Genomic DNA, 7,613 nt, shown 5'->3' with positions numbered 1-7,613 from the left:
TAAAGTGGTAAATATGTATAAACTTAATATGATAAATAAGTATTTTTCTAGTATCTTATTTATTTGTTACACTCTATTAAAAAACGAATAGGACACTGAATCTAGCCGTATATGATTCAGTGTCATTTCTAAAGGAGTCTTAAATGGATGCTAAGCTAAACCACTTACAAAAGGATGTTATCCAAACCGCAAAAAAGGGTGTTCCACTTGTACTTTCTGGAGCCTTTGTTTTTTTTCTTATTGCTCTTTTTCCATTCTTTTTTTCAATGAAGATCGTAGGCGTTATTTGGATTCTTGCTTTGATTGTTATCTTTCCATTAGGAGTAGCCGTTGGCAGATGTATGAAGGTAAATGTATTAGTTATTGAGAATCCAATTGGAATGTTAGCGGCAGTAGTTGCAGCTCCACAGGCTTTTTTTATCCCTGTTTTTATTCTCGTCTACCTCCAAATTCCTGAGTATTTACCCTTTACGATTGGTCTATTAACGGGTTCTCACTTTTTTCCTTATATTTGGATTTATAAAAGTAAGACATATGGATTTATTGCCTTCACAACGAGCGTGTCATCACTCATTCTAGGATGGTTTGTTGTCGATCAAGCGTATATCGTCGTTCCTTTAACGATTTCCATCGTGTTTAGCATCGGTGCATTTTGTATTAGTAGAGAGCTTAGAAAAGTATAAATGCATTAACAGGGACCTTTAGTAAGGAGCTCCCTGTTTTTTTATGTAATTTCTGCGATTACCGTTAAGGATAAATGGTAAAATTAAGCAAATTATATCTGGTTTTATACATAGGACCGTAGTTCATTCCATGTTTATAACAGTTGACTCTCATTCTCCTACCTGTCATCCGTTTATTGTTACAAAGGCAAGAAAATTCGCAATAATATATATAGAACAGGGGGGACCAATCATGAAAGTGAATATAGACTTACATGATCAATACGAGGAATTGACGATTACCATTCAGGCTAAAGAAATGACTCCAGAGTTGGCAGAAATCATTCGGAAATTACAAATTCAATCGTCAAAGCGTCTCGTTGGAGTTGAGGAAGACAAGACCATTCTCTTAAGTCCGAGGGAGGTGGATTATGTATTTGCTGAAAAACGCAAGGTGTATGGTGTCAGCGGCCACCGGAAGATTGAAATGAAGTTGAAGCTTTACGAGTTGGAGGAACTGTTAGTCCCTCAGCGGTTTATGCGATTTTCAAAATCAGTTATCGGTAATCTTGATCAAATTGATCATTTTGAATTGACCTTCAACGGCATTCTTTGTGTACATTTTAAATCAGGCACAAAAGAATATGTCTCACGCAGTTATGTCGCTGAGCTAAAGAAAAAATTAATACTCGGAGGTGGAGAGGATGGGAAGTAAGCTTTTAAAGCGAGCTTGGGCGGGTCTTGGCTATTCAATGGTAGTCGTATTTATCATGCTCACCGTGATTGTCGTAATTAAGGCGGAAGTTAGTGTACAGGAAATTTGGCTAAGTGTAGTAGGTGCAATGGTAATCAGTTTATATTTCTGCATGGCTTCGTTAATTTTTGAATATGACAACTGGAGTCCGCTGAAACAGTTAAGTGTTCACTTTTCTTTATCAGTCCTTGTTTATTTTCCCATGGCGATGTATATTGGCTGGCTTCCAGCCGGGATATGGCCTTTTGCAGCTGCTTTTGTTTGTTTCATCATTACGTATACGATTTTTTGGCTGAGCTTCCGGGCGTATTTTAAAAAACAAGAAGAAGAACTAAATCAAACAATTGGAAAAAGGGAAGAGAGTGGAGAAAACTAACAAAGGGATTTAAAAGAGGTCCCCCTTTGGAGTTAGTGATCAAAGGGGGAATGGCATAACTGTGGAAAGGATAGTGAAGTTAAGGAGAACCAGAAAAATAATGAAAAAGAATGGGAACCAATAATACAAGAATACTGCCTATGATAGAAACGGATATAACGAAAGCTAATTTTCTCTTTACCTCTTTATCCAAAAACAACACCTCCCTAATCAGTCGATTAAAGATGATTAATCTCTCGGAATATACCCTGTTTATTCAATAGCTAACAATAATAAAGATAGTTCTTCCTCAAGCGAAGTACCATTATTTGTTTTGGTTATCTCAAAGGGTTTTTTATAAAGATACGCATATTTCAGTGCAAGAAATCCATCAATTGGAAATGTGTAGTTTTGCCATTCTTGTCGATAACCTAAAATGCCTCGTTGTTTAATAACTCGATCTACTTCTTTTATTACACATAAAACAAAATCATCAAACTTGCATGTAGTTTTCAATATTATTTTAGGTAAATCTGTATTAACTTTTCTATCTACGGTAAAGTTTTGTTTTTCCATGATGATAATTTCTAAATCCTCGAAATCTCGTTTGAATTCCCAATTTAGTAAATATGGTCCCGTTTGCCAATGAATCCCACCATTTATTTTGTGAAAGGCACCTTCTTTCCAACTCAATTTGCATAAAGGATGTATCGAAGCAAGATATGAAACAAAATCCCCTAGGGCATCGGAATGAAAAGAAGGGTGGAACTCAAATTTTTTATGATTAATCTCGAAAACACAGGTTGCACTACCACTTCTAATATCTATAAATGAAAAATTCAAGATGGCTCACCCCAATAAGTTTATAATGTCTCACTGCTATTAATTATGTGTGATGTTGTATCACAAAAAGTGAAAAACCCGGTAAGATTCTTACGGGACCTAAAAGATACGCTTTGTCTGTTATGGAGCAAAATCAGATATACCAGTTACGAGAGAATAACCTTATTTTACCATATATGTAATTAATAGAATATACTAGTTTATTATATGCTGCAGTTCGTTGTGGGAGGTGTAGAGTAATGTTTGAAGCATTAGGAAATTTCTTTGGTGCCATAGCGACGGCTTTAATGGGAAAAAAGAAGAAAAAGAAATAAAACGAAATTATAATTGAACTCCTTCTTGCTTCAATTTAAATGTAGGAAGAAGAAGGTACACGTAATCAAACCTAATTTACACTCTATGAGGAATAGTTCTAACTCCATCTTCACCTACATATACTTCATTAGTTTCTCCATCTTTGGACAAGCCGATGAAATTGGATGAATGGAGTGGTACTCCTGAGTGTAAATATACTGTTTAGTTATTTTGTGTTAGGGATCACGCTTGCGGCTCCAATTGGTCCGGTCAATTCCGCGAGATTGGACAAGGGTCTTAAAAACGGGTTTTGGCATGCTTGGATTGTTGGTTTAGGGGCAATGATAGCAGATGCTATTTTTATGATGATGGTCTATGTCGGATTGGTCAAATTTTTAGATATTCCCATTGTCCAGACATTTTTATGGCTATTTGGAGGATTTGTCTTGCTTTATTCAGGTATCGAAGGGATGTTCGCCGCTAAGAAATTGACGATTGATTATCGAAGCAGTCCTGACTCAATGCTAAAGTGCTTTATGGTTGGCTTTATTATGTCGATAACGAGTCCGCTTTCTATTTTATTTTGGCTTGGAATATACGGTTCCGTATTAGCAAAAACTGCTGTAACCTATGGAACCAGTTCATTACTTGTATATACCTTAATGATGTTTATCGGACTAACTTGTTGGGATTTCTTTGTGGCGGCCTTAACCACCGTGTTTCGAAAGTATTTAAATGAAACCAGTATAAAAGTCATCTCCGTTTTATCCGGGCTCTCACTCGTCGGATTTGGTCTGTACTTTGGTTATCAGGGGATAACAGCTCTATTGGGTTAGCCATACCTTATTCTGTCATTCCTTTTTCTTTTACATATTTCTGAGTGGTTTTATTCACACTAAGAAGGATGTATGGAAGGGGGATTTACAGTGACGAAGGCAGATAGCAAAGGATCCAATCCAAAAGATGAATCTGGCAGCATGGAGTGGTGGCAGCTGTCCTTAATAGGCGTCGGCTGCACAATCGGAACAGGTTATTTTCTTGGCTCTACAATTGGGATAAAAACAACGGGGCCATCTATAATCTTTTCGTTTGTTTTAGCTTCATTAGGTACATATATTGTTTACCGACTGCTTGCCAAAATGACAGCAGCAGATCCTCACGAAGGATCGTTTTGTTATTATGCAAATAAAGCATATGGACGTTGGGCTGGATTTAGCGCAGGTTGGAATTACTGGTCGTCTAATATATTAATTATGGGAAGTCAATTGACGGCGCTTTCCATCTTATCTCAGTTTTGGTTTCCGAAGATTCCGCTATGGATTTTTGCCTCAGGTTTTGCAATTATCTCAATTATTGTCGTGTTGTTTGGGACTAAAGGGTTTGACAGAGTAGAAAATGTTCTGGCTGTAATAAAGACAGCAGCTATCGTTATGTTTATTATTCTTGCCTTTTGTGGGATATTCGGTTGGTTCGGTCTAAAGGGGGTTGAGCCGCCTTCATTCCCTAACACCTATAAAGAATTATTCCCGAAAGGACTAAAAGGATTTTGGACCTCTTTGATTTATGCCTTTTATGCTTTTGGCGGGATAGAGGTCATTGGTCTGATGGCTATGCGTCTTAAAAAGAAAGAAGACGCACCAAAAGCAGGAACCATCATGCTTCTATGTTTAACGATTATCTATGTTATTTCCTTGGGGTTAGCGGTAACGATGGTTTCATTAGATGCATTTAGTGAAAAGGAAAGTCCCTTTGTAACGGCGATGGATAGTTATCATCTAGGGTTCTTTCCACATGTATTTAATGGAGCCATCATAATAGCCGGTTTTTCAACCATGACCGCATCTTTATTTGGTGTTACGAATTTATTAGTAACCATTGCGGGTGATGGAAATGCACCGCTTTTCTTTGCAAATAAAATTAGGAAATTTAAAGATTTGCCTTTGCCAGCACTTGGTCTTGCGACACTTGGACTAATTGGTTCGATTATTACAGCTTTATTGCTTCCAGGGAAAATTTATGAATACATTACGACTGCTGCAGGAATATTAATTTTGTACAACTGGGCCTTTATTGTAATTTCTGCATTTAAAGTCCTTAAATTAAACATAATGAATAAGCTGACAGGCTGGATGGGTTTATTGTTAATTGCGGCGGCCGTAACAGGTACACTGCTTGAGAAAGAAATCAGGCCAGGATTCTTTATCAGCTTATTATTTGTTGTCCTTATTGGACTGGCCGCCATTTTCATGAAGAAAAGAGTCTGGAATAAAGAAAAGTCTCTGTCTGATCGAGCTCGCAAGTCGAATATGGATTAAATGGATTGCATCCTCCTTACCCTTGGAGGATGCTTTTTCACTTTCATTTCCATTCATCCTTGAGCAATCCATAAAGAATCCGATCATGATAGTCTCCGTTTACCTTTTCATAGTTGCGAATACTGCCTTCTTTAGTGAAGCCTAAACGTTCAGGGATGGCTCTGCTTGGTCCGTTTTCACTTGCCACATTTATTTCAACTTTTCTTAGATCTAATTCCTCAAACGAATGGTAGATGAATGCTTTGGCTGCTTTTGTAGCTAACCCCATTCCTAAATATTCGTCTCCGAGCCAATAGCCGATCTCGGTCTTTCTTGCGTCCCAGTCAATATATAAGAAGCCAATGGAGCCAGCCATTTTTCCTTTATACCAAATGCCAGCCCAGTATCCATTATTTTCGGATAATCGCCTCAAAGATTTTTCTATAAATGTAAGGGAATCCCCAACACTATTTGTTTTGTTCGGAAAAGTAAGCCATTTGCTTATATGGTCCCGGCTGTTATCAAGCAGTTGAAACAATTCTTGCGCGTGTCTAGGTTCTAAAATGGCCAGATATAGGTCTTTATCGATCTCCGCTTTATACATTTTCTACCTGCTCAATGGTAAATATAGGGTATCATACGGTGCACCTAATGTCAGGTTTAAGTGCAAAAGGATACCTAGTTACATACTATAGCTAAAAAATAGTCATTATTATTGGCACGTATGTGCGCACATATGATATGTTATGTGTGTGAACAAATACAGAAATGAGGTTTTAACATGTTAAGTACGAAAGAGATAAGTGAAATGTTACGTGTTTCAGAAGAAACCGTTCGCCGGTGGATTCGAAATGGTGAACTTGAAGCAACACAAGACGGGAAAAGCTATCAAATAGATAAAGATTGGCTAGAAGAGTTTATTCAAAAAAAATCAGTCATTCCTGGCACGTCATTAGCGAAAATGCAGAGCCTAATTGAAGGGATTATTGGAAATCCTAAGACCAAGGACGCGGCAGCAGACTTTTTCAGTAAAAGCATAAGTAAATTTATGCAAGGCGGAGATATTTTCACTGATCTTAAACCAGAAGCAGAATATAAAGCCGAACCAAAGGCTGAGCCGAAAGCAGAACCTGAGTTTAAAGCTGAACCGAAGCCTCAAACACAGTCAGAGCCAAAGCTTGCAACAGAGGATATAGAGGGTCAAATTGAATCATTAAAAAGACTCAAAAAGAAACTGGAGCTTGAGCATCAAATCAAACTTCTGGACCTTGAAGGCGAAATTGCCGTGTACGAAAGAAAACTTCGGAACGCAACTAAATAAGAAAAAAATAAAAAGGAGAGGGCACGTTTCCCTCTCTTTTTTTGATATGTCAAGAAAGGGTGTGTTAAAATAAGGAATGATTTATTGACCGGATTAAATCTAAAAATTTGTTTTGTTAGGGTGTTGAATACATGAAGAAAAGATTGGGGTGTCTTCACGCCCATTATTCAAATATCAATTACATAGAAAAGGCACTTTCTTCTTACGATATTGATTTAGTTCATTTTGTTGATCCAGCACTCATGTATCGTGTGACCTCAGATAAATCTTTTAAAAAAAGAGAAGCTCAGTATAAAGTCAAAGAACAGCTAGAGTGGATTTCTAAGAGCAAAGTGGACGCCATTCTCATTACATGTACGAATTATATAACGTTATTACAAGGGGAACAGTTGAGCATCTCGGTACCAATTATTAATATTGACGAACCCTTTTTCAATGAAATTTGTAAGATATCAGAACCTCAAATCCTTTTATTTACGAATCCTCTTACGGTGGAAGGAACAATGAATCGTTTGCATAAATACGCAGACGCCCGTGGACTGACTTTAGACACAGAGGTTATTGTAATTAACGATATCTTTGAACTGATGATGCAAGGGAAAAAGAGTGTCTATGATGAGGAAGTCACAACTTTCATTACTCAACTTATGAAAGAAAACCCAAAAACTGTCTCAGTCGCTCAACTGTCCATGGTTGATGCGGCCATGAAAGTGGAACGAGAGCTGTCAAAGACACTAGTGAATCCATTAAATACGTTAGTGGACGTTCTAGTTAAACAACTTGAATTAGTACGGACTAAATAGAAATAACAAAAACAAACCTCGAATAGTTGATTCGAGGCTTGTTTTGTAGTCAATTGGCGATCATAGAAAACAGAGACAGATAGTGAAAAAGGATTGACAAAAAAAGTAAAATACATTATTATTTTTTAAAACTTCAGTTGATAAATTCAATGATAAAGAGAGTAGTTCTTGCACAGACTGGTAAGCGAGTTAGGGATGGTGAAAGCCTAATACAGTCTCAATGAATGAAACGCACTTTTGAGAAATAGCCTGAAATCTAGTAGGGACTATCGGGGAGTCACCTCGTT

Annotated in this window: 9 protein-coding genes; 7 read left to right on the top strand and 2 right to left on the bottom strand. The window is 37.3% G+C overall.

What is annotated here, in order from left to right:
• Positions 1–143: 143 nt before the first annotated feature.
• From AC52RT_RS02740 to AC52RT_RS02730, 3 genes are all read left to right on the top strand, one after another.
• On the top strand, positions 144–683 hold the full coding sequence (locus AC52RT_RS02740) for a DUF7010 family protein (RefSeq protein ID WP_495539330.1): 540 nt from the start codon (positions 144–146) through the stop codon (positions 681–683).
• Between the two features lie 232 nt (positions 684–915).
• Entirely contained in the window at positions 916–1,377 is a 462-nt protein-coding gene (locus tag AC52RT_RS02735; protein WP_495539329.1) for a LytTR family DNA-binding domain-containing protein, read from the top strand.
• A complete protein-coding gene (locus AC52RT_RS02730; RefSeq protein WP_495539328.1) occupies positions 1,367–1,792 on the top strand; it encodes a DUF3021 domain-containing protein in 426 nt (141 codons plus the stop codon). Before AC52RT_RS02735 ends, AC52RT_RS02730 begins: the two co-directional genes overlap by 11 nt.
• A 252-nt stretch (positions 1,793–2,044) precedes the next feature.
• Here the strand turns inward: AC52RT_RS02730 and AC52RT_RS02725 are convergent, their stop codons facing one another.
• Entirely contained in the window at positions 2,045–2,614 is a 570-nt protein-coding gene (locus AC52RT_RS02725) for a hypothetical protein (protein WP_495539327.1), read from the bottom strand.
• A 479-nt stretch (positions 2,615–3,093) separates the two neighbouring features.
• Here AC52RT_RS02725 and AC52RT_RS02720 point away from each other — a divergent pair, with 479 nt between their 5' ends.
• Positions 3,094–3,744, top strand: coding sequence for a LysE family transporter (locus AC52RT_RS02720; RefSeq protein ID WP_495539326.1), 651 nt, complete (start codon positions 3,094–3,096; stop codon positions 3,742–3,744).
• 72 nt (positions 3,745–3,816) lie between these two features.
• On the top strand, positions 3,817–5,223 hold the full coding sequence (locus AC52RT_RS02715; RefSeq protein WP_495539325.1) for an amino acid permease: 1,407 nt from the start codon (positions 3,817–3,819) through the stop codon (positions 5,221–5,223).
• A 43-nt stretch (positions 5,224–5,266) separates the two neighbouring features.
• Here the strand turns inward: AC52RT_RS02715 and AC52RT_RS02710 are convergent, their stop codons facing one another.
• Positions 5,267–5,806, bottom strand: a complete 540-nt coding sequence (locus AC52RT_RS02710; protein WP_495539324.1) for a GNAT family N-acetyltransferase — start codon at positions 5,804–5,806, stop codon at positions 5,267–5,269.
• 177 nt (positions 5,807–5,983) lie between these two features.
• On the opposite strand from AC52RT_RS02710, the gene AC52RT_RS02705 reads away from it, so the two are divergent.
• Positions 5,984–6,523, top strand: a complete 540-nt coding sequence (locus AC52RT_RS02705) for a helix-turn-helix domain-containing protein (RefSeq protein ID WP_495539323.1) — start codon at positions 5,984–5,986, stop codon at positions 6,521–6,523.
• 131 nt (positions 6,524–6,654) lie between these two features.
• Positions 6,655–7,326: a hypothetical protein gene (locus AC52RT_RS02700; protein WP_495539322.1), complete on the top strand. Its 672-nt coding sequence runs from the start codon at positions 6,655–6,657 to the stop codon at positions 7,324–7,326.
• Positions 7,327–7,613: the final 287 nt, after the last annotated feature.

This window comes from Peribacillus sp., assembly GCF_059453735.1.
Note: the sequence above shows the minus strand (reverse complement) of the source record. Positions and strands in the feature narration are given on the sequence as shown.

What these genes read in the sequence shown, in the direction of transcription:
- AC52RT_RS02720 (WP_495539326.1), top strand. Translation starts at nt 3,094, where the DNA reads ATGAATGGAGTGGTACTCCTGAGTGTAAATATACTGTTTAGTTATTTT.
- AC52RT_RS02740 (WP_495539330.1), top strand. Translation starts at nt 144, where the DNA reads ATGGATGCTAAGCTAAACCACTTACAAAAGGATGTTATCCAAACCGCA.
- AC52RT_RS02715 (WP_495539325.1), top strand. Translation starts at nt 3,817, where the DNA reads ATGGAAGGGGGATTTACAGTGACGAAGGCAGATAGCAAAGGATCCAAT.
- AC52RT_RS02735 (WP_495539329.1), top strand. Translation starts at nt 916, where the DNA reads ATGAAAGTGAATATAGACTTACATGATCAATACGAGGAATTGACGATT.
- AC52RT_RS02700 (WP_495539322.1), top strand. Translation starts at nt 6,655, where the DNA reads ATGAAGAAAAGATTGGGGTGTCTTCACGCCCATTATTCAAATATCAAT.
- AC52RT_RS02730 (WP_495539328.1), top strand. Translation starts at nt 1,367, where the DNA reads ATGGGAAGTAAGCTTTTAAAGCGAGCTTGGGCGGGTCTTGGCTATTCA.
- AC52RT_RS02705 (WP_495539323.1), top strand. Translation starts at nt 5,984, where the DNA reads ATGTTAAGTACGAAAGAGATAAGTGAAATGTTACGTGTTTCAGAAGAA.
- AC52RT_RS02710 (WP_495539324.1), bottom strand. Translation starts at nt 5,806, where the DNA reads ATGTATAAAGCGGAGATCGATAAAGACCTATATCTGGCCATTTTAGAA.